Annotated in this window: 23 protein-coding genes and 3 tRNA genes; 9 read left to right on the forward strand and 17 right to left on the reverse strand. The window is 67.9% G+C overall.

What is annotated here, in order from left to right; translation table 11 throughout:
- Positions 1 to 134: 134 nt before the first annotated feature.
- Positions 135 to 1,163 (forward strand): tripartite tricarboxylate transporter substrate binding protein, encoded by a 1,029-nt coding sequence (locus BAU06_RS04730; protein ID WP_066344967.1) that lies wholly within the window; start codon positions 135 to 137, stop codon positions 1,161 to 1,163.
- A gap of 10 nt (positions 1,164 to 1,173) precedes the next feature.
- The gene (locus BAU06_RS04735) at positions 1,174 to 2,454 is read left to right on the forward strand and encodes a RidA family protein (protein WP_066344970.1); all 1,281 of its coding nucleotides are present in this window, start codon (positions 1,174 to 1,176) and stop codon (positions 2,452 to 2,454) included.
- A gap of 94 nt (positions 2,455 to 2,548) precedes the next feature.
- On the opposite strand, the gene BAU06_RS04740 is transcribed toward BAU06_RS04735, so the two are convergent.
- The 3 genes from BAU06_RS04740 to BAU06_RS04750 form a co-directional block, all read right to left on the reverse strand.
- A tRNA-Asp gene (locus tag BAU06_RS04740) sits at positions 2,549 to 2,625 on the reverse strand.
- 79 nt (positions 2,626 to 2,704) lie between these two features.
- Positions 2,705 to 2,780 (reverse strand) — tRNA-Glu (locus tag BAU06_RS04745).
- A gap of 26 nt (positions 2,781 to 2,806) precedes the next feature.
- Positions 2,807 to 2,882: transfer RNA gene (locus BAU06_RS04750), tRNA-Ala, on the reverse strand.
- 296 nt (positions 2,883 to 3,178) lie between these two features.
- Here BAU06_RS04750 and BAU06_RS04755 point away from each other — a divergent pair.
- Positions 3,179 to 4,195: an aldo/keto reductase gene (locus tag BAU06_RS04755; protein ID WP_082993528.1), complete on the forward strand. Its 1,017-nt coding sequence runs from the start codon at positions 3,179 to 3,181 to the stop codon at positions 4,193 to 4,195.
- Positions 4,196 to 4,208: 13 nt separating this feature from the next.
- Here the strand turns inward: BAU06_RS04755 and lnt are convergent, their stop codons facing one another.
- The 5 genes from lnt to miaB all read right to left on the reverse strand — a co-directional run bounded on the left by lnt (position 4,209) and on the right by miaB (position 9,750).
- On the reverse strand, positions 4,209 to 5,837 hold the full coding sequence (lnt, locus tag BAU06_RS04760; RefSeq protein ID WP_066344974.1) for an apolipoprotein N-acyltransferase: 1,629 nt from the start codon (positions 5,835 to 5,837) through the stop codon (positions 4,209 to 4,211).
- Positions 5,834 to 6,727, reverse strand: coding sequence for an HlyC/CorC family transporter (locus BAU06_RS04765; protein ID WP_066344981.1), 894 nt, complete (start codon positions 6,725 to 6,727; stop codon positions 5,834 to 5,836). Before BAU06_RS04765 ends, lnt begins: the two co-directional genes overlap by 4 nt.
- Positions 6,728 to 6,834: 107 nt before the next feature.
- Positions 6,835 to 7,320: an rRNA maturation RNase YbeY gene (gene ybeY, locus BAU06_RS04770; protein ID WP_066344984.1), complete on the reverse strand. Its 486-nt coding sequence runs from the start codon at positions 7,318 to 7,320 to the stop codon at positions 6,835 to 6,837.
- Positions 7,310 to 8,335 carry a PhoH family protein gene (locus BAU06_RS04775; RefSeq protein WP_066344986.1) on the reverse strand — a complete coding sequence of 342 codons (1,026 nt, stop codon included), beginning with the start codon at positions 8,333 to 8,335 and terminating at the stop codon, positions 7,310 to 7,312. Before BAU06_RS04775 ends, ybeY begins: the two co-directional genes overlap by 11 nt.
- Positions 8,332 to 9,750 (reverse strand): tRNA (N6-isopentenyl adenosine(37)-C2)-methylthiotransferase MiaB, encoded by a 1,419-nt coding sequence (gene miaB, locus BAU06_RS04780; protein WP_066344988.1) that lies wholly within the window; start codon positions 9,748 to 9,750, stop codon positions 8,332 to 8,334. The genes BAU06_RS04775 and miaB overlap by 4 nt, the downstream gene beginning before the upstream one ends.
- 169 nt (positions 9,751 to 9,919) lie before the next feature.
- Here miaB and BAU06_RS04785 point away from each other — a divergent pair, with 169 nt between their 5' ends.
- The gene (locus tag BAU06_RS04785; protein ID WP_082987983.1) at positions 9,920 to 10,666 is read left to right on the forward strand and encodes a phosphatase PAP2 family protein; all 747 of its coding nucleotides are present in this window, start codon (positions 9,920 to 9,922) and stop codon (positions 10,664 to 10,666) included.
- A gap of 24 nt (positions 10,667 to 10,690) precedes the next feature.
- Here BAU06_RS04785 and BAU06_RS04790 read toward each other — a convergent pair whose 3' ends face one another.
- Positions 10,691 to 11,560 (reverse strand): FRG domain-containing protein, encoded by an 870-nt coding sequence (locus tag BAU06_RS04790; RefSeq protein WP_066344990.1) that lies wholly within the window; start codon positions 11,558 to 11,560, stop codon positions 10,691 to 10,693.
- A 27-nt stretch (positions 11,561 to 11,587) separates the two neighbouring features.
- Positions 11,588 to 12,370: a transporter substrate-binding domain-containing protein gene (locus BAU06_RS04795; protein ID WP_082988513.1), complete on the reverse strand. Its 783-nt coding sequence runs from the start codon at positions 12,368 to 12,370 to the stop codon at positions 11,588 to 11,590.
- A gap of 182 nt (positions 12,371 to 12,552) precedes the next feature.
- Between BAU06_RS04795 and BAU06_RS04800 the strand changes: the two genes are divergently transcribed.
- A complete protein-coding gene (locus BAU06_RS04800) occupies positions 12,553 to 12,936 on the forward strand; it encodes an RNA-binding S4 domain-containing protein (protein WP_066344995.1) in 384 nt (127 codons plus the stop codon).
- Positions 12,937 to 12,963: 27 nt separating this feature from the next.
- On the opposite strand, the gene BAU06_RS04805 is transcribed toward BAU06_RS04800, so the two are convergent.
- Positions 12,964 to 13,443 carry an OsmC family protein gene (locus tag BAU06_RS04805; RefSeq protein WP_066345001.1) on the reverse strand — a complete coding sequence of 160 codons (480 nt, stop codon included), beginning with the start codon at positions 13,441 to 13,443 and terminating at the stop codon, positions 12,964 to 12,966.
- A gap of 110 nt (positions 13,444 to 13,553) precedes the next feature.
- Between BAU06_RS04805 and BAU06_RS04810 the strand changes: the two genes are divergently transcribed.
- Positions 13,554 to 14,282, forward strand: a complete 729-nt coding sequence (locus tag BAU06_RS04810; RefSeq protein WP_066358073.1) for a haloacid dehalogenase type II — start codon at positions 13,554 to 13,556, stop codon at positions 14,280 to 14,282.
- Between the two features lie 141 nt (positions 14,283 to 14,423).
- Here the strand turns inward: BAU06_RS04810 and secF are convergent, their stop codons facing one another.
- The 5 genes from secF to queA form a co-directional block, all read right to left on the reverse strand.
- Entirely contained in the window at positions 14,424 to 15,353 is a 930-nt protein-coding gene (secF, locus tag BAU06_RS04815; protein ID WP_066345003.1) for a protein translocase subunit SecF, read from the reverse strand.
- A 113-nt stretch (positions 15,354 to 15,466) separates the two neighbouring features.
- The gene (gene secD, locus BAU06_RS04820; protein ID WP_066345005.1) at positions 15,467 to 17,362 is read right to left on the reverse strand and encodes a protein translocase subunit SecD; all 1,896 of its coding nucleotides are present in this window, start codon (positions 17,360 to 17,362) and stop codon (positions 15,467 to 15,469) included.
- A gap of 97 nt (positions 17,363 to 17,459) precedes the next feature.
- On the reverse strand, positions 17,460 to 17,798 hold the full coding sequence (gene yajC, locus BAU06_RS04825) for a preprotein translocase subunit YajC (RefSeq protein ID WP_066345010.1): 339 nt from the start codon (positions 17,796 to 17,798) through the stop codon (positions 17,460 to 17,462).
- 177 nt (positions 17,799 to 17,975) lie between these two features.
- Positions 17,976 to 19,112, reverse strand: coding sequence for a tRNA guanosine(34) transglycosylase Tgt (gene tgt, locus BAU06_RS04830; protein ID WP_066345012.1), 1,137 nt, complete (start codon positions 19,110 to 19,112; stop codon positions 17,976 to 17,978).
- Positions 19,109 to 20,167, reverse strand: a complete 1,059-nt coding sequence (gene queA / locus BAU06_RS04835) for a tRNA preQ1(34) S-adenosylmethionine ribosyltransferase-isomerase QueA (protein WP_066358081.1) — start codon at positions 20,165 to 20,167, stop codon at positions 19,109 to 19,111. Before queA ends, tgt begins: the two co-directional genes overlap by 4 nt.
- A gap of 190 nt (positions 20,168 to 20,357) precedes the next feature.
- Between queA and dacB the strand changes: the two genes are divergently transcribed.
- Both dacB and upp read left to right on the forward strand, forming a co-directional pair.
- Positions 20,358 to 21,767 carry a D-alanyl-D-alanine carboxypeptidase/D-alanyl-D-alanine endopeptidase gene (dacB, locus tag BAU06_RS04840; RefSeq protein WP_066345014.1) on the forward strand — a complete coding sequence of 470 codons (1,410 nt, stop codon included), beginning with the start codon at positions 20,358 to 20,360 and terminating at the stop codon, positions 21,765 to 21,767.
- A 41-nt stretch (positions 21,768 to 21,808) separates the two neighbouring features.
- Positions 21,809 to 22,447 (forward strand): uracil phosphoribosyltransferase, encoded by a 639-nt coding sequence (upp, locus tag BAU06_RS04845; protein WP_066345016.1) that lies wholly within the window; start codon positions 21,809 to 21,811, stop codon positions 22,445 to 22,447.
- A gap of 97 nt (positions 22,448 to 22,544) precedes the next feature.
- Here the strand turns inward: upp and cysG are convergent, their stop codons facing one another.
- Positions 22,545 to 23,960: a siroheme synthase CysG gene (cysG, locus tag BAU06_RS04850; RefSeq protein ID WP_066358083.1), complete on the reverse strand. Its 1,416-nt coding sequence runs from the start codon at positions 23,958 to 23,960 to the stop codon at positions 22,545 to 22,547.
- Between the two features lie 391 nt (positions 23,961 to 24,351).
- Here cysG and BAU06_RS04855 point away from each other — a divergent pair, with 391 nt between their 5' ends.
- The gene (locus tag BAU06_RS04855) at positions 24,352 to 25,041 is read left to right on the forward strand and encodes a hypothetical protein (protein ID WP_066345022.1); all 690 of its coding nucleotides are present in this window, start codon (positions 24,352 to 24,354) and stop codon (positions 25,039 to 25,041) included.
- The last annotated feature ends 32 nt before the right edge of the window (positions 25,042 to 25,073 follow it).

The following is a 25,073-nucleotide window of genomic DNA, read 5'->3' on the forward strand; positions in this document are numbered from 1 at the left end:
GGCGCCGCGTCGCGCGCCCGCCGCGGGGCGATTTGGAAATTCCGCTGAATAGTGTGTTTCCCAGCCCGCATTGTTCTTGGCGCGGGCGCGCCGCAACATTCGGGCATTGCCGCCCTACCATGCAGGAGTCCCGGATGGATGCTTCGTCATATCGTCAATCGCCAGGCGGCGCCGCCCGGCTGCTGCGGCGCCTGGCCGCGGGTCCCGCGATCGCGGCGCTCGGGCTCCTGGCCGCCTTGCTCGCCGCGCCAGCCGCCCATGCCGACAACTATCCTTCGCGCGCCATCCATATCGTGGTGCCGTATTCCGCCGGCGGTTCTTCCGACGCCCCCATGCGCGTCATCGCGCAGCAGATGGCGCAGCAACTGGGCCAGGCCATCGTCATCGAGAACAAGCCGGGGCAGGGCGCGATGATAGGCGCGGAGTACGTCGCGCGTTCCGCGCCGGACGGCTATACGCTGCTATTGGCTTCCAACCCCCAGGCCATCAGCGCCACGCTGTACAGCAAGCTGAACTTCGATCCGGTGGGGGATTTCGCGGCGATTTCGCTGTTCGGCCGCGAACCGGGCGTGCTGGTGGTCAACCCCGCCATGCCGGTGCGCAGCGTCAGGGAATTCATCGACTACGTCAAGGCCCGCCCGGGCAAGATCGACTACGCGTCTTCCGGCAATGGCAGCGCCCAGCACCTGTTCACCGCCATGTTCCTGTCGGCCGCGGGCTTGCAGATGATGCACATCCCCTACCGGGGCAGCGCGCAGGCGGTCACCGACGTGGTCGCCGGCCAGGTCCTGGTCGCGATGCCCGGACTGGCGGCGATGATGCCGCATATCCGCGAGCAGCGCCTGATTCCGCTGGCCGTCACGGGCGACGCGCGTTCGCCCTTGCTGCCGCAGGTGCCGACCCTGGCGGAATCCGGCTTTCCGGGGTTTTCGGCCTATGTGTGGTCGGGCCTGGTGGCCCCCAAGGGCACGCCGCCCGCCATCATCGACCGCCTGAACCGCGAACTGAAGAAAGCCATGGATAGCGATACGGTAAAGGCCTACATGAACAATGCGTCGGTCGAAATCATCACCGACACGCCCGCCGAGTTCCACGCCTTCTTCCAGCAGGAAAAGATCCGCGCCGCCAAGGCCATCCAGGAAGCCGGACTGAAAATAGATTGACGGAGACAACATGACTTTCCAACGCTACGGCGCCAGGCGCTACGGCAATGGCGACATCGTGCACGTACCCTTCGTGCGCGCGGGCAACTGGGTGTTCGGCACGGGATTGCGCGCCGTGCGGCCCGACGGCCTGGGCGATCCCGACGTGCTGCGGCCCGATCGCCCACTGGGCGCGCCGCCGCGGGCGCAGCGCGAGGCGCAGGCCATCTTCGATACCATGCGCCGCCATCTGGAGGAAGCGGGCAGCGGCATGGACCGCGTCGCGCGCCTGGACCAGTATTACCCCGATGCGGGCTGCGTCGATCCCTATCACGTCGCGCGCAAGCGCGCGCTGGCCGGGCAGGTGGCGCCCAGTACTTCCGTCATCGTGGACCGGCTGCTCAATCTGGACGTGTCCATGGACGTCCAGGTCATGGCGGCCACCGCCGATAGCGGCTACCGCGCGCAGCAGGCGGGCACCGGCAAGCTGAACGTGCCGCGGACCTCCGGCTATGCGCCTTGCCTGCGCATGGGCGACATGATCTTCGTCGCCGGCCAGCTGGCGCGCGATGCCGGCGGCAACCTGGCGGCGGAGGCCCGGGTGCCAGACGGGCAAATGTGGAATGGCACCCGCATCAAGTTGGAGACGGATTATCTGGTCGAAAAGCGGCTGCTGCCCGCCCTGGACGCGGCCGGCAGCCGGCCGGACCTGGTGCTGAAGGCGCAGGTGTACCTGAGCCATGGCGAAGACCTGCCGGCTTTCTGGCAGGCGTGGTCGCGCGCCTTCGGCGGCCGCGTACCGCCGACCACCGTGGTGCCGGTGCGGCACCCCGCTTTCGGCACCCGGGACGCCACCCTGGAGGTAAACCTGGTGGCCGCGCACGAATCCGCCGCGGCCCGCGTGCGCGATATCGATTGCGATGTCTTCCTGCCCGGCGCGGACATGCTGCCGGCCCGCGTCTTCGACGGCGTGCTGTTCGTCGCCGGCCTGATGGGTATCGAGGACGGCGGTCTGTGCGCCGGGGCCCGCGTGGCGGCCAGCGCGCCTTTCTATGACGATCCGGTCCATGCCCAGATGCGCGACATTCTGGACAAGGCCGCCGCCATCTTCGCCGCCGCGGGCACCGATCTGGGCCGCGTGACGCGCGCCCTGCATTTCCATTCCGACCTGGGGGATTTCCGCCGCGGCTACATGGCCTGGGATCCGGCGCTGCGGGGCGCCGGCTTGCCTTTCAGCGCGATCCAGGTCGCGGATCCGCTGTTCCTGGCGGGTGGGGCGGTCATCCTGGATCTATGGGGGTACGCGCCTTAGGGAAGTGTTCGCCCGTGGCCGGAAAAAGAAAAAGCCCCGGGGCAACCGGGGCTTTTTTCGTAAGCCGATGACGCGGGTCATCAAGCTGGAATTCTGGCGGAGCGGACGGGGCTCGAACCCGCGACCCCCGGCGTGACAGGCCGGTATTCTAACCAACTGAACTACCGCTCCGCAGCGGTGTATTTTGGACAACATCGTTTGCCGATAAGGCCGACGAGGCTGACCCTTTACAACCTGCCAGCAATCAAGCTGGCGTCCCCTAGGGGATTCGAACCCCTGTACTCACCGTGAAAGGGTGATGTCCTAGGCCTCTAGACGAAGGGGACTTGGACTGACTATCTTCGCTTTCGACTGGTGGAGGTAAGCGGGATCGAACCGCTGACCTCTTGCATGCCATGCAAGCGCTCTCCCAGCTGAGCTATACCCCCGACGGATCTCGTAATCCTCAGGCCAAAATCCTGCAAAATCAGTGCTTGAATCAGTACGTGTTCACTGCTTCGATCGCTGTTCTTGCCGGCTTTTGTTCTGTGCCGTTGGCGAAGAAACGAGATTATGCACGACTTTTTTTTGGTGTGCAAGTCGCGGCGCCCGGCGGCACGACTTGCCGGCACGGCGCATGCCGCCGGGCTCGCGGCACGGCCAAGGCAGGCCCGGCGCGGCAACGAACGGAGGTCCTTTCATGAGTCCAACATCCTTCCCGGTGCGTCCCCTCGGACGCACGGACATGAACATCACGCGTATCGGCTTCGGTGCCTGGGCGATAGGCGGCGCGGGCTGGGCGGCCGGCTGGGGCGCGCAGGACGATGCCGACTCCATCGCGGCGATCCGCCACGCGGTGGACCGCGGCATCAACTGGATCGACACCGCCGCGGTCTATGGCCTGGGGCATTCCGAGGAATTGGTCGGCCAGGCCCTCAAGGGCATGGGCGCCAGCCGGCGCCCCTATGTGTTCACGAAATGCGGGCTGGCCTGGGATCCCGACCAGCCCGCCGCGCCGCCGCGGCGCGTGGGCGCGGCGCGCAGCCTGCGCGCCGAGGTGGAGGCCTCGTTGCGCCGCCTGGGCGTGGAGTGCATCGACCTGTACCAGATGCACTGGCCCGCCACCGACGGCGCGACGCTGGCCGAGTACTGGCAGACGCTGCTGGACCTGAAAGCGGAAGGAAAAGTGCGCGCCGTCGGCCTGTCCAACCACAATGCGGCGCAACTGGAAGACGCCGAGCGGCTGGGCCATGTGGATACCGTGCAGCCGCCGTTCTCGGCGATCCGCCGCGACACGGCCGCCGACCTGTTGCCGTGGTGCCAGGCGCACGGCACCGGTGTGATCGTCTACAGCCCGATGCAGTCGGGACTGCTCAGCGGCGGCTTCAGCGAGGCCCGGGCCGCCTCCCTGCCGGCCGACGATTGGCGCTCGCGAAATGCGGAATTCACCGGCGACAATCTGCGGCGCAATCTGGCGCTGGCCGAAGTGCTGCAGCGCGTGGCCGAGCGGCACGGGTGCACCGTTCCGGCTGCCGCCATCGCCTGGACGCTGGCGTGGCCCGGCGTGACGGGCGCCATCGTGGGCGCGCGTTCGCCCGGGCAGGTGGATGGCTGGCTGGGCGCGGCGACGCTGGAGCTGGATGACGACGATATGGCGGAAATCGCCGCTTTCATCGAAACCACGGGCGTGGGCACGGGCCCGTCATCGCCACGGCGGCAGGCCGGCGAGGAATTGCCGCTGCGCGACACGCAGCGGCTATAGAAGAAACGCCCGGTCAGGCCTGGACCGTCCGGCGCCGCGTCGCCACAAGCGCCAGCAGGCCGAAGGCGACCAGGCCCATGATGACGCTGTTGCCCGTGCGGACATACGGCGTCAGCCCCGCCATGCCCTGTACCGTCACGGGCAGGGCCGTCATCCGCATCGGCGGCGCTTCGGCCAGCACGCGGCCGTCCGGGGCGATCGATGCGGTCAGGCCGGTGTTGGTGGCGGCAAGCATGGGCCGCGCCGTTTCCAGGGTGCGCATGCGGCCGATCTGCAGGTGCTGGCGCAGGGCCCAGGTATCGCCGAACCAGCCCAGGTTGCTGATATTGACCAGGATGGACGCGCCGGGCGCGCCGTCGGGCGCCGGCCGTATGGCGGGCAGCAGTTCTTCGCCGAACAAGTCCTCGTAGCAAATGTTCAGCGCCAGCCGCTGGCCATCGATATCGAAGGGCGCCTGCCGCACGTCGCCACGGTCGAAATCGCCCAGCGGGATGTCCAGCAGGCGCACGAACCAATGGAAGCCGGGCGGGACGAACTCGCCCCACGGCACCAGATGCTGTTTGTCGTAGCGCATCGCCACTTCGCCGGTACGCAGGGCTTCCACGGAGGTAGACCCGTCGAAGGCGACGGCGCTGTTCGTGTAGCGGTCGCGGCCGTCGACCACGCGGTGCAGCGGCACGCCCATGACGATGGTGGCGTTGCGCTCCTCCGCGATGCGGCGCCACACCGACCAGGCGCGCGGGTCAAGCTGGTCCTGGAATACGGGTAGCACCGTTTCCGGCAGGATGATGACTTGCGGGGCGGGCTCGCCCGGTCCCGGCGGCATGGAAGCCTGGTTCATGTGCTGCAACAGGCCTTTTTCCATGAGCGCGGGATCGAACTTCTGCGACTGTTCGATATTGCCCTGGACCAGCCGCACCCGCAGCGGCGCGCCATCGGGCCGCGACCATTCGATACGCGACATGCCCCAGCCCGCCAGCGCGGCGACGATGGCCAGCGCGGCCGCCACGCCCTGGCGCGGGTCGCGCGGCGCGTCCACGGGGCGCCACAGCACCGCCAGGCCGGCGGCGGCGAAGGCGGCCAGCCAGGCCACGCCGTAGACGCCCAGCACGGGCGCCCAGCCGGCAAAGGGGCTGTCTACGTGCGCATAGCCGATGTTCAGCCAGGGAAAGCCGGTCCACAGCGTGCCGCGCACCCACTCCAGGGCGATATAGCCGCAGGCGAAGGCGATGGCCGCGCGCAGCCGGCGCGGCGGCCCGGCATCCGCGGTCAGCGGCGCCAGCCAGCGTGCGAGCACGCCGCCGGCGGCCGGGAATAGCGCGATGAATCCGGACAGCGCCAGTACCCCCGCCACGGCCAGCGGCGCCGACAAGCCGCCGTAGTCGTGCATGCTGACGTACAGCCAGTACAAGCCCAGCGCATAGCAGGCGAAGTGGAAAACCCAGCCGTCCCGCAGCGCCTGGCGCAGGCTCGGCGCGGCCAGCTGCCGGCGCGCCAGGATGGCAAGCATGGCCACCTGCGCCAAGGCGAGCAGGCCGTCGGGCAGGGGACCGGGGGCAAAAGTCAGGGCCTGGATCGCGCCGGCCACCGCCATCAAGGCGGCGCCGGCCGCCCGGGGGTAGCGCGTCGTCAATGCGGTCATTCGGTGTCGGCGGGCGGTGTTGCAGGGGGAGGCGGCGGCAGGCGTTTCACGCGCAGCCACAGCGGGCGGCGCGCGTCGGCGCGCACGACCTCGAAGCGCAGGCCCTGGTGTTCCAGGTGGTCGCCGCGGCGCGGGATGCGGCCCAGTTCGCCGCCGAGCCAGCCGCCGATGCTGTCGTATTCGTCATCCGGCAGGGACAGGCCGAAGGTTTCGTTGATCTTTTCGATATCCGTGGTGGCCAGCACGCGCCACTGGTTCTCGCCTTCCGGAAAGATGGTGGCTTCGTCGTCTTCGTCGAATTCGTCCTCGATATCGCCGACGATTTCCTCCAGCACGTCCTCCATGCTGACGAGCCCGGCGATGCCGCCGTATTCGTCGATGACGATGGCCAGGTGATTGCGGCTTTCGCGGAAGTCATGCAGCAGCACGTTCAGGCGCTTGGATTCGGGGATGAAGACCGCCGGGCGCACCAGGGAGCGCAGCTCGATGTCGGGCTCCAGCATGCAGCGCAGCAGGTCCTTGGCCAGCAGGATGCCGATGATGTTGTCGCGGTCGTCCTCGAATACCGGAAAGCGCGAATGCGCGGTGTCGATGATGACGGAAAGCAGGTAGGGCAGGGGCTGGGCGATGTCCAGCAGGTCCATGCGCGAGCGCGGCACCATGATGTCGCCCACGGTGCGTTCCGACACGGCGAGGGCGCCCTTGATCATCGCGTACGACTCGGCATCCAGCAGGTCGCGCTCGTGGGCGGCTTCGAGAATCGCCTTGATGCCTTCGCGGTCCTCGGGTTCGCGTCGAACCAGGGAGAGCAGGCGGTCGAGCAGGGATTTGTTCGCGGGCTTGTGTTGACGCGGAGCATCCGCGTCGTTCGCAGGGTAGGGGTCGGGCATCGTCCAGAGGACAAGTTACAAAGAATCCAGCATAACCGATGTTGCCGGGCGCTTCTGTAACGGTGCGGCGGGGATTACCCCAGGGCGCGGCGGCCCGCCGCCATGCTTCAGCGCGGCGTGTAGGGATCGGCGATGCCCATCCCGGCCAGCACGCGGGTTTCCAGGGTTTCCATGCGCTTGGCGTCGCGCGCCTTGACATGGTCGTAGCCCAGCGCATGCAGGGCGCCATGGATGGTCAGGTGGGCCGCGTGCGCCAGGGGTGTCTTGCGCTGCTCGCGGGCTTCGCGGCGCAGGACCGGCAGGCACAGCACGATGTCGCCGCGCGCCACCGCGTCGGGCCCGACGCCGTATTCGAAGGTCAGGACGTTGGTGGCGTAATCGCGGCCGCGAAAGGCATGGTTCAGTTGGCGGCCTTCTCCCTGGCCGACGATGCGCAGGCTGATCTCCGCGCCGCTGAATGGCACCAGGCCGTCGTCGCGCGCGGCATCCAGCGCGCGCGCGATCCAGCGGCGCAGGCGCCAGCGCGGCAGGGCGGGCGCCGGGACGGCATATTGCACGGACAGCGACAGCGCGACGGGCGTGTCAGTCCTCATCCGCCGCCGCCTTTTCGTAGGCGTCGACGATGCGCGCCACCAGCGGGTGCCGCACCACGTCGCGGCTGGTGAAACGGGTCATCGCGATGCCCTGGACGTCCTCGAGCACGCCCACGGCGTGCGCCAGGCCGCTTTGCTGGCCGCGCGGCAGGTCCACCTGGGAGGGGTCTCCGGTAATGACCGCCTTGCTGCCGAAGCCGATGCGCGTCAGGAACATTTTCATCTGTTCCGGCGTGGTGTTCTGCGCCTCGTCCAGGATGACGAAGGCGTGGTTGAGCGTGCGCCCGCGCATATAGGCCAGCGGCGCGATCTCTATGGTCTGCTTTTCGAACAGGCGCTGCACCCGTTCGAATCCCATCAGGTCGTACAGCGCGTCGTACAGGGGCCGCAGGTAAGGGTCCACCTTTTGCGCCAGGTCGCCCGGCAGGAAACCCAGGCGCTCGCCGGCTTCCACGGCGGGACGCGTCAGCACCAGCCGCTGCACGGTGTCGCGCTCCAGCGCGTCGATGGCGCAGGCCACCGCCAGCCAGGTCTTGCCCGTGCCTGCCGGCCCGACACCGAAGGTGATGTCGTGCTTGAGGATGTTTTCCAGGTAATCGCGCTGGCGCGGCGTGCGCGGCCGCAGGTCCGACCGGCGCGTGCGCAGCGCGATGAATTCGCTATCGCTTTCCAGCGCGGGCAGCGCCGCCGGATTCAGGGCCGGCCGTCCGCCGCCGTTTTCCGTGGGGCGGCCCACGCCGATCTCGACCAGCCCCAGCTGGATATCGTCCACCGACAGCGGCTTGCGCGCGGCTTGTTCGTCGAAACGGCGCAATGCCTGGGCCGCGAGTTCGGCCTGGTCGCCTTCCAGGGTGACGCGGCTGCCGCGGCGCGCCAGCTTGACGCCCAGGCCGTCGGCCAGCTGCCGCAGGTTTTCGTCCAGCGGACCGCACAGGTTGGCCAGCTGGGCGTTATCGCCGCTGAGCTGCACCACGATGCCGGCCTGCTTGCGGGGTGGGCGCTCGCGGCCGCTCATGCCGGCTCCGCGGTATCGTCGTCCGCCAGGACGACGCGCCCGCGCAGGGAATTGGTAAAGGCTTCGGTGATGACGACGTCGATCATGTGTCCGATCAGGCGCGGCGGCGCGGCAAAGTTCACGATGCGGTTGTTTTCCGTGCGGCCCATCAGTTCGTCGGGATCGCGGCGCGAGGGGCCTTCCACCAGCACGCGCTGCGTGCTGCCCACCATGGCGCGGCCGATGGCCGCCGCCTGTTCGCCGATGCGCGCCTGCAGCCGCTGCAGGCGCTGCAGCTTGACCGTCTGCGGCGTATCGTCGGCCAGGTCGGCCGCGGGGGTGCCGGGACGGCGCGAATAGACGAAGGAAAACGAAGTATCGAAGCCGACGTCGTCGATCAGCTTCATGGTTTTTTCGAAGTCCTCTTCGGTTTCGCCGGGAAAGCCCACGATGAAGTCGGACGACAAGGTCAGGTTGGGGCGGGCCTCGCGCAGGCGGCGCACGATGGATTTGAATTCCAGCGTGGTGTAGCCGCGCTTCATGGCCGCCAGCACGCGATCGCTGCCGGCCTGTACCGGCAGGTGCAGGAAGGACACCAGCTTGGGCAGGCGGGCGTAGGCCTGGATCAGCCGCGGCGTCATTTCCTTGGGGTGCGAGGTGGTGTACCGGATGCGCTCGATGCCGGGGATCTCGTGCACGTACTCCAGCAGCATGGCGAAGTCGGCGATCTCGTCGCCGTCGCCCAGGCGGCCGCGATAGGCATTGACGTTCTGTCCCAGCAGCGTGACTTCCTTCACGCCCTGGTCGGCCAGGTCGGCGATTTCGACCAGGATATCGTCGAAGGGACGCGAGACTTCATCGCCGCGCGTGTACGGCACCACGCAGAAGCTGCAGTACTTGCTGCAGCCTTCCATGATGGACACGAAGGCCGTCGCGCCTTCCACGCGGGGCGGCGGCAGGGCGTCGAACTTTTCGATGCTGGGGAAGGTGATGTCCACCTGGGCGCGGCCTTCGGCCTGGCGCTGGCGGATCAGCTCGGGCAGCCGGTGCAGGGTCTGGGGGCCGAAGACCACGTCCACATAGGGCGCCCGCTTGACGATGGCCTCGCCTTCCTGGCTGGCGACGCAGCCGCCCACGCCTATGACCAGGCCGGGCTTGGTTTTCTTGAGCTGCTGCACGCGGCCCAGGTCCGAGAACACCTTTTCCTGCGCCTTTTCGCGCACGGAACAGGTATTGAAGAGGATGATGTCCGCGTCTTCCGGCGTATCGGTGAGCTCCACGCCCTGCGACTCGCGCAGGACATCGGCCATTTTGTCGGAGTCGTACTCGTTCATCTGGCAGCCGAAGGTGCGGATGAACAGCTTGCGCGGGGAAGCCGAGGGGGAAGGCTCGGCGGGCGCGGACGCGGCGTCGCGCGCGATCAGGATTTCTTGCATGTCGATGGCCGTGGCGGGTGTAGATCCCGGGGGCGAGGCGAAAAACAGAATTTTACCCCGGATGGTGCGTTGTCTTGGTATTGTCTCGGTCCGGTCCTAGCATGAGGCCGGATGCACGGCCGGTTCCGCACGGGGCGGCCGCCGTGGAATCACCGACGAGAGAGGGGATATGCGTCACGATACGGCCCTGCGCGGCGACGCGGCCGGCAATAAGGCGGCCCGCCGCGCCCACGCCCGCAACCGCTGGCTGGCGGGCAGCATACTGGGCCTGCTGGCCATCGGCGTGCTGTTCCTGTTCGTCGATCTTCCCCTGTCCCGGTTCATGCAGGCCCATGTGCCGCCCGCCGTCGACAACGCCTTCGAGTGGATCGGCGAAATCGGCGACAGCGACAATTACGCCTGGGTCGTGCTTGCCGTGTATATCGCCGCCCTGGTCGCGCTGCGCCGCGGCCGGGAGGCCGCCTGGCCGGGCGGCTATGAACGCGTGGTGCGCGGTTCGCTGCTGCTGATGGCCGCGTGGATCGTCGGCGGCATCGTCACGGGGCTGCTCAAGCAAACGGTGGCGCGGGCCCGCCCGGAAGTGTTCTTCGAGCAGGGCTTCTACGGCCTGGGGCATGCCTTCCAGGGCAAGCCCTTCAATTCCTTCCCGTCCAGCCATGCGCTGACGGCCTTCGTGCTGGCCGCGGCCATCTCCGTGGTGGCGCCGCGCTGGCGCTGGGCGATCTATACGGTGGCCATCCTGGCCGCCGTCAGCCGCGTGGTGAACCTGGACCATTTCGCTTCCGACGTGACGGCATCGGCCTTGATCGCGATCGCCGCCGTGCATGCGCTCAAGCCCTGGTTCCTGGATCCGGCCTATACCTGGCCCACGCGCCTGCCCTGGCAGTGGCGCCGCCGGGACGATAAAAACGCCTGACGTAAGCGGCCCGGCGCCGCGATGTCATGGCGCGGCATGGGGCGCCTGCAATGCCAGCTTTTCCTTCACCCGCCGCGCCAGCGCCAGCATGGGATCGTCGGAGGGGTACAGGGCCTGTTTGCCGACCAGGGGGAAACTGTGTCCTTCCCAGAAGCGGGCGGGATCGAAGCGGAATTTGGCGATCAGGCGCCGTCCGAAATCCATTTCGTGATGCAGGTAAAGCGCTTTCTGGCCGATGCCGGACATCTCCGGATACTCGCCCAGCAGGTAGCCTTCCTGCAGGTGCGGCCGCACCGCGGAGGGCGGGCAGACGCTGGACAGCCGCACGGTTTGCAGGCCGGCCTCGGCGCTGACGGTGATCCCGCCGCTCAGGTAGGGCACGCCCAGCACGAATACGCAGCCCTCGTTCCCACTGCCATGGCTGGCGAACGAGGCGGCCACGCGCAGCGAGTGCGTGACGTCCAGCAAGGGGGTGGCGCATATCTCGTAATGCTGCAGGATCGCCCAGCGCACGATGCGGTGACGGCCGACCCGTTCCAGCCCCAGCAGTCCCGCCGCCAGGTATTCCTCCGCCAGGATTTTCTCGGCGCGGATCAGGCGCGCGAAACGCCTGCGCAATTCCTCCAGGCTGGGGTTGCGGTTGCCCGACCCACGCAGCAGGGTAGGTTTCAGGGACGTATACCCGGCCCGGTTGCGGTGGTCGGCGGCCTGGCCGCGGAACAGCAGAATGTGGTCGCGGTTATGGAATTGCAGCGCCGCGATCTTGGTCGCCAGGTCGAAGTACGAATCGACCGGGTAGGCGGCGGCCTTGCGGTAATCCTGCCGCTGCACGACGGTGGCCGCCGGCGACTCGCCTGTAAACGACCATAGCTTGTACTCGGTAATGGTCTCCACGGGATGTCCTGGCGGCGGCCGGGCGGCTTACTTGCCCAGCCACTTCGCGCGTATCTGCCCGTATTCGCCGCTGGCCTGGCTCAGGTGCAGCCATTGGTCGACGAATTGCTTGAACACTTCGTCGCCCTGCGGCAACAGATAGGCCATTTCGGCGTACTGCAGGGGCTTGTCGGGGTTGACCGCGCACAGCTCGGGATGGGCCTTGCTCTGCACGATGGCCTCGGCCGCCTCGGTCACGAACACGTCGGCCTGGCCCTTGATCAGTTCCTCGAAGATGGTCAGGTTGTCCGGATGCATGGTCAGCCTGGCGTGGCTGAGCCTGGTCTTGGCGAAGCGCTCGTTGCTGCCGCCCGGATTGGCGATTACCCGCACCGAGGGCTGGTCGATGGCCTCGATGGTCTGGAACCGCGACACGTTCTCGCAGCGGGTCAGCGGCGTCTTGCCGTTGATCATGTAGGGCGTACTGAAGTAAGCCTGTTTCTGGCGTTCCAACGATACGGATATCCCGCCCGCCGCGATGTCGCACTTGCCGGCGACGAAGTCCGGCAGCAGCTTGGCCCAGGTGGTCTTGACGTATTCCGGCCTGGCCTTCAGCGCGGTTGCCAAGGTCTGCATCAGGTCGATGTCGATGCCTTCGAACTGGCCCGGCGCATGCTGGAAGCTGAAGGGCTTGTAGTCGCCCGGCGTGCACACGCGCAGCACGCCGCTCTGTTCGACCTTGCCCAGGGTGGACGCGGATGCCGGGCTGGCGGTTTGCGCGCCGGCCAGCGCCGGCAGGGATATCAGGATCAGGGTGGCGAGCAGTCTCATGATGGCGGGTACCATTCTTCGTCGTGGGAACAGAGGGCAATGTAAACGCAGGCGTGCGCGAGCTTTATGCGGGTTTGCACGGCTTGCCAGCGCATCGATCGCCTGCTCGGCCGCGTCCGGCCAGGCGCGGCCCCCGGTGCCGCTATGATTTCCACTTCGCCACGTACTGAGGCTAATCCATCATGACCAACAAGATCCGCCTCGACAAATGGCTCTGGGCGGCCCGCTTCTACAAGACCCGCAGCCTGGCCGTCGAGGAAATCGGCAAGGGCCGGGTACTGGTCAACGACCAGCCCGCCAAGCCCGCCCGCGAAGTCGGGGAAGGCGATTACATCACCATACGCAAGCTCGATCCGCCCATAAGGGTGCTGGTGCGCGCGGTCAGTACTATCCGGGGGCCGGCCACGGCCGCCCGGCTGATGTATGACGAAACCCCCGACAGCATTGCCGCGCGGGAACGGGCGGCCGAAATGCGCCGGCTGGCTCCGGAGCCCGCGCTGGATATCGAACAGGGCCGTCCGACCAAGCGCAACCGCCGCCTGATCGACCAGCTCCGGGGCAAATAGCCTTCGCCAGGGCCGCCGCGATACCGGTCACGAAACCTCGGCGACGATGATGGTCGGCTCGCAGGCGATAGGAAAATTCACCGAGTTGGCGATGTAGCACTTCTCGTGCGCCAGATGGTGCAGCCGTTCCGCCTGGGCGGCATCCCCGCCGGCCTGGATGACGACCCGCGGGCGCAGGACGATGCCGGTGAACTGGCCGGTACCCCGGCTTTCCCGCATGGTGCCTTGCGCATGGTCCACGTATTCCAGCACGACGATGCCGGCGTCGGCGCACAGGTGCAGATACCAAAGCTTGTGGCAGGCAGAGGCCGAGGCCACCAGCAGGTCCTCCGGATTCCAGCGCGCGGCATCGCCGCGGAACGCCGGGTCCGACGAACCGGGGATCTCGGGTTTTCCTTCCGCCCGTATCGCGTGATCGCGGCCATACGACTGGTAGCCGGATGTCCCCGTGCCGCGGTTGCCCGTCCATTCGACCTGTACATAGTAATGGTGCTCGCCATGAGCCATTTCATCCTCCCCGGCCGTCCGGCCTTCAGGTTCAGCGCCGATTAAGCCGCTGGAATAGTACCGGAGGTAGACTCCGTCATCGGGTTTTGCTCGACATATGGGTGGAGACCATGGCAAAGGAAGAAAAGATCAAGGCGCTGCTGTTCGACGTGTTCGGCACGGTGGTCGACTGGCGTACCAGCGTGGCGCGCGAGTTGCAGCCATTCCTGACGCGGCACGGCATCCAGGACGATCCGCACGACGTGGCCAACGCGTGGCGCAAGAAGTACCAGCCGGCGCTCGAAGAGGTCCGCTCGGGCCGCCGGCCCTTCGTCAAGCTGGACGTGCTGCATCGCGAGAACCTGGAAAAGCTGCTGGAGGACTACAAGATCGACGTCGCCAGCCTGCCCGAGGAAACGCTGAACGACCTGAACCTGATCTGGCACCGCCTGCAGCCCTGGCCGGATTCGGTGGCGGGCCTGCGGCGGCTGAAGCAGCGTTTCATCATCGCCCCCATGTCGAACGGCAATATCCGCCTGATGACGGATATGGCCAAGCATGCCGGGCTGCCCTGGGACGCCATCCTGGGCGCCGAAGTCGTCAAGGCGTATAAGACCTCGCCCGAGGCCTACCTGCGGACGGCCGACGTGCTGGACCTGCGGCCCGAGGAAATCTGCATGGTCGCCGCGCACAATTCCGACCTGGCGGCCGCCCGCCAGTGCGGCTTTCGTACCGCCTTCATCCTGCGCCCGACGGAGTACGGCCCGAACCAGAAAACCAATCTGCGCGCCGAGCAGGAATGGGATTGGATCGCCCAGGACATGGGCGAGCTGGCGACGCGGATGAATTGCCCCGCGTAGGCGGGGAGGGCGCCAGGACGATCTGCCGGGCGGGGCGACAGGATGACTCCGGGGTCGGGGCCCGGGGAGCGTCGCGGCCTGTCCGCCGCTGGAACCGGCTCCCCCAGGTCCGCGGGGGGCGCGCCGCTGGGGCGCGCGCCGTCAGGCGACTTCGGGGCCGTCCTTCTTGGCCGGCTTGACCAGGTCCTCGCGCTTGACGCCGAACCACATGGCCAGCGCCGCGGCGACGAACACCGACGAATAAATACCGAACCAGATGCCGATGGTCAGCGCCATGGCGAAGTAGTGCAGGGTGGGGCCGCCGAAGAACAGCATGGACAGCACCATCATCTGGGTCGAGCCGTGGGTGATGATGGTGCGGGAGATGGTCTGCGTGATCGCCCCGTTGATGACTTCCGGCACGCTGGCCTTGCGCTGCTTGCGGAAGTTCTCGCGGATCCGGTCCATGATCACCACGGATTCGTTCACGGAATAGCCCAGCACGGCCAGCACGCCGGCCAGTACCGACAGCGAGAATTCCCACTGGAAGAACGCGAAGAAGCCCAGGATGATGACCACGTCGTGCAGGTTGGCCACCACCCCGGCCAGGGCGAATTTCCACTCGAAGCGGATGCCCAGGTAGATCACGATGCCCAGGACGACGAACAGCAAGGCCATCAGCCCGTTGTGCACCAGTTCCTGGCCGACTTGCGGACCGACGTATTCCACGCGGCGCAGCTCCACGGAGGGATCGGCCGTCTTCAGGGCTTTCAGCACGGCATCGCTCTGCTGCGAGGATGTCTGGCCTTCCTGCAGGGGCAGGCGGATCAGGACATCGCGCGACGTGCCGAAGTTCTGCACCTGGAAGTCCGCGTAGCCCAGCTTGGAGACGGTGCCGCGCACCGATTCCAGCTGCGCGGTCTGCGCGTAGCTGACTTCCATCACCGTGCCGCCCGTGAACTCGATGGACAGGTGGAAGCCGCGCGTCACGATGAAGAAGACCGCGGCCAGGAAGGTCACCGCGCTGATGAGGTTGAGCACCAGCGCATGCCGCATGAACGGGATGGTGCGGTGAATACGGAAAAATTCCATGTTTCGCCTTGCTTGGGTGGGGCGGCGGCCGGTGGGGCCGCGGCGCCCGTGTCCTTGTCGTGTTGTGTCGCGATATCCGCGGCGCGCGGTCCGCGCGCCTCAGGCCCGGGCCTTCAGGCCTTGGCCTTGGAGTCCTCCGAGGGTTTCCAGACCTGGCCGATGGAGACGCTGGCCAGCTTCTTGCGGCGGCCGTACCACAGGTTGGCCAGGGCCCGCACGCCCACCACCGAGGAGAACATCGAGGTCAGGATGCCCAGGCAGTGGACCACCGCGAAGCCGCGGATGGGCCCGGAGCCGAAGGCCAGCAGGGCCAGGCCGACGATCAGCGTGGTCAGGTTGGAGTCCAGGATGGTGCCCCAGGCCCGCTCGAAGCCGTGATGGATGGCCTGTTGCGGGGAGGCGCCGTTGCGCAGTTCCTCGCGTATCCGCTCGTTGATCAGCACGTTGGAGTCGATGGCCATGCCCAGCGTCAGCGCGATGGCCGCGATGCCGGGCAGGGTCAGGGTGGCCTGCAGCATGGACAGCAGCGCCAGCAGCAACAGCACGTTCACCGCCAGGCCGATGGTGGAGAACACGCCGAACAGGCGGTAGTAAACGATGATGAAGACGGCGATGGCCAGGAAGCCGTACAGCGTGGAGGCAAAGCCCTTGGCGATGTTGTCGGCGCCCAGGCTGGGGCCGATGGTGCGTTCCTCGATGATGGACATGGGCGCGGCCAGGGCGCCCGCGCGCAGCAGCAGGGCCGTATCGGCGGCTTCTTCCGCCGTCATGCTGCCGGAGATCTGTACCTGGCCGCCGGGGATTTCGCCGCGGATGACGGGCGCGGTGACGACTTCGCCCTTGCCGTTCTCGAAGAGCAGGATGGCCATGCGCTTGCCGACGTTGTCGCGCGTGACGTCGCGGAAAATCCGCGCGCCCTTGGCGTCCAGCGTCAGGTGCACGGCCGGTTGCTGCGTCTGCGGATCGCGGCCCGGCTGGGCGTCCTGCAGGTTTTCGCCGGTCAGGATGACCTGGCGGCGCACCAGCAGGGGGCGGCCGTCGCGGTCGGTATAGCGCTCCAGCCCGAACGGTACGGTATTGGCGGCCAGGGCGGATTGCGCGGTGGGCGAATCGTCCACCATGCGGATTTCCAGGGTGGCGGTGCGCCCCAGCAGTTCCTTGGCCTTGGCGACGTCCTGCACGCCGGGCAGCTGCACGACGATGCGGTCGTTGCCCTGTTGCTGGATGACCGGTTCGGCCACGCCCAGCTCGTTGATGCGGTTGTGCAGGGTATTGATGTTCTGGTTCAGGGCCGCTTCCTGCACCCGCGTGATGGACGCCGGGCTGAGCGTGCCGACCAGCTGCGGCTTGCCGCCGTCGTTCTGGTCGACGAACTGCAGGTCGGGCAGGCGCGTACGCAGGATGGAGACGGCCTGGTCGCGGCTGTCGCCATTGGGGAAGGTGGCGGTCACTGCCTGGCCGGTACGGTCCACGGTGGCGCCGGCCACGTTCTGGTCGCGCAGGACGCTGCGCACGTCGGCCGCCAGCGAGTCGTAGCGCGCCGACAGCGCGCCCTGCATGTCGATCTGCAGCAGGAAGTACACGCCGCCCCGCAGGTCCAGGCCCAGGTACATGGGCTTGGGTTCGAACCAGCCCAGGGCGCGCATCCATTCGGGAGAGGCCGGCAGCAGGTTCAGCGCGACCGTGTAGTGCGGGTCGCCGGGGACGGTGTTCAGCGATTTATCGATCAGGTCGCGCGCCTGCAGCTGCTGGTCGGTGGACGAGAAGCGCGCGCGTATCGTGCCCAATGGGCCGTTCTGCTCGTAGAAGGCGCCCGTGGTGGGGATCTTGGCCTGGTTCAGGATCTGTTCGACAGTGCCCAGCAGCGCGTTGTCGACCTTGACGGTCGCTTTCGCGCTGGAGATCTGCACCGCGGGGGATTCGCCATAGAAATTGGGCAGCGTATACAGCAGGCCGATGACGACCGCGATCAGGACCGTAAGGTACTTCCAGAGGGGATAGCGGTTCATGGCCGGCTACTTGCTTGTGACGAATGTGACGGGGAAGGCGGGCGCCGCGACTGGCCGGCGCGCCGCGCGGCGGGGCCGCGCGGTGAACCTGGGACGGTCAGAGGGCCTTGATGGTTCCCTTGGGCAGCACGGTGGAGACGGCGGTCTTCTGCACGACGACTTCCACCGGCTTGTCCGCGGCTTCGGCGATTTCCACCGTGATGTAGGTGTCGGTGACGCGGGTCACCTTGCCCAGCAGGCCGCCGGCGGTGACGACTTCGTCGCCCTTGCTCAGCGCGGCCAGCAGGTTGCGATGTTCCTTCTGGCGCTTCATCTGCGGCCGGATCATCAGGAAATACAGGATGACGAACATCAGCACGATGGGCAGGATGTTCATCAGCGCGCTCTCGGGAGCGGCTTGGGCGACGACGACGCCTAGGGTGTCGGTAAGGGACATCGGGTTCTCCTGATGGATTCCGCCGGGCGGATCCGGTTGGTTATCGGGTTTTTGATATGGTTTTTGCGTTTTTTCGCGAGCCTGCGCATACAGGGCAGCCCGCTATTGTAGCGAAGCTGCCCGCCCGGGGAAGCGCCGCGTGCCGCCGCGCCGCCGGGCGCCAGGACGCGGCCGGCGCTAATCGACGCCGCGCGCCCGGTCGGCGGCGAATTCTTCCCGCCAGGCTTCGAAGCGGCCGGCCGCGATGGCCTCCCGCATTTCGCCCATCAGCGCCAGGTAGAAGTGCAGGTTGTGCAGGGTGTTCAGGCGGGCGCCCGTGATTTCGTTGGCGCGCTGCAGGTGGTGCAGATAGGCGCGCGTGAAATGCCGGCAGGTGTGGCAGGCGCAGGTGGGATCCAGCGGCCGGGTGTCGTCGCGGTAGCGGGCATTGCGTATCTTGACGTCGCCATGGCGGGTGAATAGCCAGCCGTTGCGGGCGTTGCGGGTGGGCATGACGCAGTCGAACATGTCGACCCCCTGCGCGACCCCGGCCACCAGGTCTTCCGGCGTGCCCACGCCCATCAGGTAGCGCGGCGCCTGCGCGGGCAGGCGCGGGGCGACGTGCGCCAGGATGCGCATCATGTCTTCCTTGGGTTCGCCCACCGACAGGCCGCCGATGGCATAGCCGTGGAAGCCGATATCCAGCAGGCCCGCCAGCGATTCGTCCCGCAGCCGTTCGTACATGCCGCCCTGGACGATGCCGAACAGGGCGTTGGGATTGCCCGACTGGTCGAAGGCGTCCCGCGAGCGCCGCGCCCAGCGCAGCGACATGCGCATCGAGCGGGCGGCCTCTTCCTCGGTGGCGGCGCGGCCCTCGATTTCGTAAGGCGTACATTCGTCGAACACCATGACGATGTCGGAATTCAGCGCGCGCTGGATACGCATCGATTCTTCCGGCGTCAGGAACAGCCGGGCGCCGTCGATGGGGGAGGCGAAACGCACGCCTTCTTCCGTGATCTTGCGCATGCCTTGCAGGCTGAACACCTGGAAGCCGCCGGAATCGGTCAGGATGGGCTTGTCCCATCCCATGAAGCCGTGCAGGCCGCCGTGCTTTTCCATGATGTCGGTGCCGGGGCGCAGCCAGAGGTGGAAGGTGTTGCCCAGCACGATCTGCGCGCCGACTTCGGCCAGTTCGTGGGGCATCATGGCCTTGACGCTGCCATAGGTGCCCACCGGCATGAAAATGGGCGTTTCCACGACGCCATGGTTCAGCGTCATGCGGCCGCGCCGGGCGGCGCCGTCGGTGGCGAGCAGTTGAAAATCGAGTCCGGTCATGGTGCGAGGCCCGCGGCGGCTTCGATGAACATCGCGTCGCCGTAGCTGAAGAAACGGTAGCGCTGCGCCACGGCGTGGGCATAGGCGCGGCGGATGGGTTCCATTCCCGCCAGCGCCGACACCATCATCAGCAGCGTCGATTGCGGCAGGTGGAAGTTGGTGACCAGCGCGTCCAGCACCTGGAAGCGATAGCCGGGGGTGATGAACAGGCGGGTGTCGCCCTGCGTGGCGCACAGCGGCAGATGCTGGCCGGCCGCGGATTCCAGCGCGCGGGCGCTGGTGGTGCCCACCGCGACCACGCGGCTGCCGCGCGCCTTGGCTTGCGCGATGGCGTCCGCCGTGGCCTGGGGCACGGTGTACCACTCCGCGTGCATGACGTGGTCGGCCACGTTTTCCACCCGGACCGGCTGGAAAGTGCCGGCGCCCACGTGCAGCGTGACGAAGGCGCGTTCGACGCCCGCCGCGCCCAGGCGGTCGAGCATGGCCTGGTCGAAATGCAGCCCCGCCGTGGGGGCGGCCACCGCGCCGGGCTCGCGCGCGTACACGGTCTGGTAGCGGGTCTCGTCCTGGGCGTCGGCCGCGTGCGCGATATAGGGCGGCAAGGGCGTGGCGCCATGGGCATCCAGCAGGGCCAGCACGTCGTCCGGAAAGGAAATGTCGAACAATTCGCCGGCGCGGCCTTCCACCTGGACTTCGAAGGCGTCCGCCAACCGCAGCACCGTGCCCGGGCCCGGCGATTTGCTGGCGCGCACGTGCGCCAGCGCGCGCCGCGGCGCGGTGATGCGCTCGACCAGCACTTCCACTTTGCCGCCGCTGGCCTTGTGGCCGGTCAGCCGCGCCTTGATGACCCGCGTGTCGTTGAAGACCAGCAGGTCGCCCGGCCGCAGCAGGGTCGCGATATCGGGGAAGCGCCGGTCGTGCAGGCCGCCCTGGGCGTCCAGGTGCAGCAGCCGGCTGCCGCCGCGCTCCGCGCTGGGATGCTGGGCGATCAATTCCGGCGGCAGCTCGTAATCGAAGTCGGAAACGCGATGGCTGGAAGGTTGAGAGAGTGACACGCTGAATGTGAAAATCGTCGAAAGCCAACCCGTGATTGTAGTGGGCGGGCGAAAGCCGGGCGTCCGGCCCGTGTATCCTTGGCGCTTTTGGCGGATCGGTGAAGGAAGCGGGCGCGGAATGATCGAGCGGTGGGGCTGGCGGACGGCAAGCGTGGGGCGGCGGCTGGCGGCCGCCTTGATCGCCATATCGATGACGGGCCTGACGGCCGGCGCGGCCCGCGCCCAGGGCCTGGCGCCCGCCTCGGCCAACGTGCTGCCGCACGAACTCGCCACCGCCTGGCGCGCCAGCAAGTTGCCGACCAGCTCCCTGTCGCTAGTGGTGCAGGAACTGGGCGGACAGCGCCTGGTATCCGTCAACGCCAAGGAACCGCGCAATCCCGCGTCGGTGATGAAGCTGGTCACCACGTGGTCGGCGCTGTCCAGCCTGGGCCCCAACTACGTCTGGCGCACGGAATTGCTGTCCGAGCCGGGCGCCCGGCCAGGCGCCAACGGCGTCCTGCCCGGTCCCCTGTACCTGCGCGCCAGCGGCGATCCGCTGCTGCTCATGCAGGATCTCTGGACCCTGCTGCGCGACCTGCGCCTGCATGGCGTCCGCCAGATCGGCGACCTGGTGATAGACCGGACGATCTTCGGCCCGGTGGCCACCGATCCCGGCGCCTTCGACGGCGCCCCCGACCGCGCCTACAACGCCAGTCCCGACGCCTTCATGGTGGGATTCGGCGCGGTGCGGCTGCTTTTCATGCCGGATCCCGCGGCACGGCGCTGGCGCCCGGTCATCGATCCGCCCGTGCCCGGCGTGAGCGTCAGCGGCCAGGTGGAGTGGAGCGACGTGGCCTGCCCCGGATCCCCCGAAGTGGCCACCGAACCGGTCATCACCCAACAGGGCATCACGCTGCGGCTCAGCGGCAAGGTGGCGGGTTCCTGCGGCGAGTTCAGCCTGTACCGGCTGGCGCTGTCGCAGCCGGAGTTCGCCACGGAAGTCTTCCGGCTGCTCTGGCGCGAACTGGGCGGCACGTTCGCCGGGCAGGTGCGCGCCGGCATGGTGCCGCCCGATGCCGTGCCGCTGGCCGTCCACGAATCGCCGCCGCTGGGCGACGTGATCCGCACGATCAACAAGCGCAGCAATAACGTGATGGCGCGCCTGCTGCTGCTGACCCTGGGCGCGGAAGGCGGCCGCCGGCCCGCCACCGAGGCCGGCGGCGCGGCGGCGGTGCGGCGGGTGCTGGGCAGCCAGGGCCTGTCGATGCCCGAACTCGTCATCGACAACGGCTCGGGCTTGTCGCGCATCGGCCGCATTTCCGCCGACAGCCTGGCATCGCTGCTGACCGTGGCCTGGAATTCCCCCTATATGCCGGAATTCATGTCCTCGCTGGCCATCGCGGGCGTCGACGGCACCATGCGGCGGCGCCTGCGCGATCGCGATACCCGCGGCATGGCGCACCTGAAGACCGGCTCGCTGGTCAATGTGCGGGCCATGGCCGGCTACGTCCTGGGCGCCAGCGGCAAACGCTACGTGGTGGTGAGCATCGTCAACGACGAGCGGGCGGACGCCGTGCGTCCCTTCGACGACGCGCTGATCAAGTGGCTGGCCGAGCGCTGACCGCCGGGCTACGATTCCATCCATAGATACCGGAGACCCCCATGCCCGTGCATGAAATCCGCCATCCGCTGATCCGCCACAAGCTGGGCATCATGCGGCGCGCCGACCTGAGCACCAAGAGCTTCCGCGAACTGTCCCAGGAGGTCGCCGCGCTGCTCACCTACGAGGCCTGCAAGGACCTGCCGCTGGAGCCCTGCCAGATCCAGGGCTGGAGCGGCACCGTGGACGTGGAAAAGCTGGCCGGCAAGAAAATCACCGTGGTTCCCATCCTGCGCGCCGGGATAGGCATGCTGGACGGCGTGCTCACGCTGGTGCCCGGCGCCAAGGTCAGTGTCGTGGGGCTGGCCCGCAACGAGGAAACCCTGCAGGCGCATACCTATCTGGAAAAGCTGGTGGCCGACCTGGATCGCCGCGTGGCCCTGATCGTGGATCCGATGCTGGCCACCGGCGGCTCGATGTGCGCCACCATCGATATGCTCAAGCGCGCGGGCTGCCGCGACATCCGCGCCCTGGTGCTGGTGGCGGCCCCGGAAGGCATCGCGCGCCTGGGCCGCGACCATCCCGATGTCCACGTGTACACGGCATCGATCGACCAGCGCCTGAACGAGGACGGCTACATCATCCCCGGCCTGGGCGACGCGGGCGACCGCATCTTCGGCACGCGGCAGGCCATCGACTGAATCCGCCGGGCGTTCGGACGCGGGGGCGGCGCGCCATGCCGGTCCTGTGCCCGAACGGCGCGCAAGGCGCCCCGCCGGCGTGCAAGGCTCGGCGCGCCTAGGTCGGCAGCGCCGCGGCCATGCCGTCGATGTGCTCGCCGTACCAATGCAGCTCGTTCGCCAGGGCGGCGACGCTGCCGACGATCAGCAGCGCGGGTGCGCGGATGGCGTGCTTGCTCGCCAGGCCGGCCAGGTCTTCCAGGCGTCCCGTCAGGACGCGCTGGTCCGGGCGGCTGCCGTTTTCCACGAGCGCGAAGGGCGTATCCGCCGGCCGGCCATGTTCGCGCAGCCGGCGCGACAGCGGTTCCAGCTGGCTGACGCCCATATAGAACGCCAAGGTCTGGTTCCCCGGGGCCAGCGCGGCCCAATCCGGTGTCTGGCCGTCATCGCGGCAATGGGCGGTGATCAGGTGCAGCGACTGGGCGTGCTCGCGGTGGGTCAGCGGTATGCCGGCGTGGGCCGCGCAAGCCAGGGCCGCCGTCACGCCGGGCACGACTTCGTACGGGACGCCATGGGCGCGCAGGTATTGAAGTTCCTCGCCGCCGCGGCCGAAGATGAAGGCGTCCCCACCCTTCAGCCGCACCACGCGCCGGCCGCGCCGGGCATGTTCGACCATCAGCGCATGGATGCGCGCCTGCGTGGCCGCGTGGTCCTCGCCCGGCCGCTTGCCCACGTCGACGCGTTCGGCATCGCGCCGCGCCAGCGACAGGATTTCGCCGCCGATCAGGCGGTCGTACAGGATGATGTCGGCCTCGTTCAAGGCCCGCAAGGCCTTCAGCGTAAGCAGGCCGGGGTCGCCGGGGCCCGCGCCGACCAGCACCACGCTGCCCGCCGGCGGGTCCTGGGGCGCTTCCAGGGCCGCTTGCAGTGCCTGTTCGGCCTCGGCAGGGCGCGCCTGGCGCAGCAGGGCGGCGACCGGGCCGTCCATCAGGCGGTCGTAGAAGCGGCGGCGGGCGCCCAGGTCGGGGCGGCGTTCGCGGATCCGCGCCCGGTAGCGCGCCGCCAGCTCCGCCAAGGGACCCAGGGCATGGTCGAACATCGATTCGATGCGTTCGCGCAGCCGCCTGGCCAGCACGGGCGCCACGCCCGAAGAGGAAATCGCCACGATCAGCGGCGACCGGTCCACGATGGAGGGCACCTGGAACGAGGACAGGGCGGGGTCGTCCACGACGTTCACCAGCATGCGGCGGACGCCGGCGGCGGCCGCTACGCGCGCATTGACGCCATCGTCATCGGTGGCGGCGACCGCCAGCCAGGCATCGTCCAGCCATTCGTCCTGAAAATAACCGGCGATGTGCTCGATCCTGCCTTCGCTTGCCAGCGCCGCCAGCTCGGCGTTCAGTTCCGGCGCCCCCAGCCGCACACGGGCGCCGGCCTCCAGCAAGGCTTGCGTCTTGCGCGCGGCGACGGCGCCGCCTCCCACCACCAGCACGAGACGCTGGCTCAGGTCGGCGAATAGGGGAAATAGCTTCATGGCAGGCTGCGAAAGGAAACGGCGCGAGCCCATTTCCGCGGCGCGGCATGGGCGAGCGCTCCATTCTAGAAAGGCGCGCACCCATGCCCGAACGAAGATGTGGGCATGTTTATATAATGAAAACTAATATTCCGATCCGATTTTATGTCGGCGCGCTATAAACGCCCCTGGGAATTCCTCACGCGCTTGCAGCGCCCGCCGGCCGGACCGCGGTGTAGTATCGGTGCAACCGCCCGGTGTCAGCGGCGGCTGTTTTCGCTAGAGGTCTCCCATGGTGTATCCGCATTCCGCTCTCGCTGCCGTGCCGGCTTGCCACGCCCGCGACGCGCGTTTACCGCGGCGGGGCCGGCGCCCGGTTCCCGCCACTTTGCTTTATGCGGCGGCCGCCGCGATGGTGCTGGCGGCCGGCGCCGCGCAGGCCGGCGTCTGCGACGCCCAGTTCGTGCGCGACGGCGGCCAGGTACAGCTGACGGGCTCCGGCAATTTGCAACTGGGTGCCGACCTCTCGTTTGCCGACGTAACGAAACGCAATGGAGAAAACTGCCAGGCGCGCGTCACGGGCATCGCCACTTTCTCGTATGCCGGCCTGCCGCCGGGGAAGTCCAAGCTGGATTACCTGATGACCGTACGGGACGGCAAGGCCAGCTTCGTGCGGTATGAGAACGCCGGCGAGAAGCCCGCTTCCGACGGCCAGTTCGACCTGCGCATGCTGGGCCTGTTCGCCTATGACGGCAAGATCTCCGGGCCGGGCCAGAAGCTGCCGGGCGCGAATTTCCGCCTGAATATCGGCAAGGAGGCCCCCGTGGGCGGCCAGCCCAGCACCACCGTGCGTATCGGCCAGAAGACGGTGGGCGCGCGGCGCACCCTGGATACGGCGCTGGGCAAGCAGTCCTGCTGGCCCATCTCCTACAGCCGCGATACGGATCCGACCATGGCCACCTTCAAGGGGCTGACGATTCCGATTCCGGCCTTGAACACCACGGTCACCGACTGGTACTGCCCGGCCGTCAACCTGGTGATGAAGCAGGACATCGACCAGCAGGGCATCAAATCCGCCGTCGAGATAACAAAGATCAAATAAGCCGCCGCGCCAAGGCGGTCAAATAGAAAACC

Origin of the sequence: Bordetella bronchialis (genome assembly GCF_001676705.1) — a bacterium.
Lineage (GTDB): Bacteria > Pseudomonadota > Gammaproteobacteria > Burkholderiales > Burkholderiaceae_B > Bordetella_C > Bordetella_C bronchialis.